This window comes from Streptomyces sp. S6 (genome assembly GCF_054880855.1).
Window position 1 is genome coordinate 1 of the sequence record NZ_JBTYMC010000732.1, and the last position, 646, is coordinate 646.

The 646-nt window shown below is 70.6% G+C and carries 1 protein-coding gene; it reads left to right on the forward strand.

What is annotated here, in order from left to right:
• Nucleotides 1–646 (forward strand): KR domain-containing protein (locus tag ACVNF4_RS36755; protein ID WP_461807139.1); only part of this gene is annotated, 646 nt, incomplete at both ends.

The window sequence follows — 646 nt, forward strand, 5'->3', positions numbered from 1 at the left end:
CTCACCGCACTCGGCGCCCACATCACCGCCTGCGACATCACAGACGAACACCAACTCACCCAACTCCTCGACACCATCCCCAACCTCACCGCCGTCATCCACACCGCAGGCACCCTCGACGACACCCTCATCACCAACCTCACCCCCGACCGCCTCAACACCGTCCTGCACCCCAAGGCACACGCAGCAGACCTCTTCGACCGCCTCACCCGACGCTACGACCTCAAGGCGTTCATCCTCTTCTCCTCCGCCGCAGGCACCCTCGGCAGCGCCGGACAAGCCAACTACGCAGCAGCCAACGCCCACCTCGACGCACTCGCGACCCACCGCCACGCACAAGGACTCCCCGCGACCTCCGTCGCCTGGGGACGCTGGGCCGGAGACGGACTCGCCGCGCAGGAGAACCGGGTTCAGTGGCTGGACCGGGGCGGGCTGCGGGCGATGGACCCGGCGCGGGCGCTGCTGGCGCTGGATCACGTGCTGGGCGGGAGTGAGCCCTGTGTGACCGTGGCGGACATCGACTGGGAGCGGTTCACGCCCTCGTTCACGTCGGTCAGACCGGCTCCGCTGCTCGCCGGGATCCCGGCGGCTCGGCGTGCGCTGGAGCAGGCAGCCGTGCGGCAGGGCGGCCAGGCGACGGCGGGCG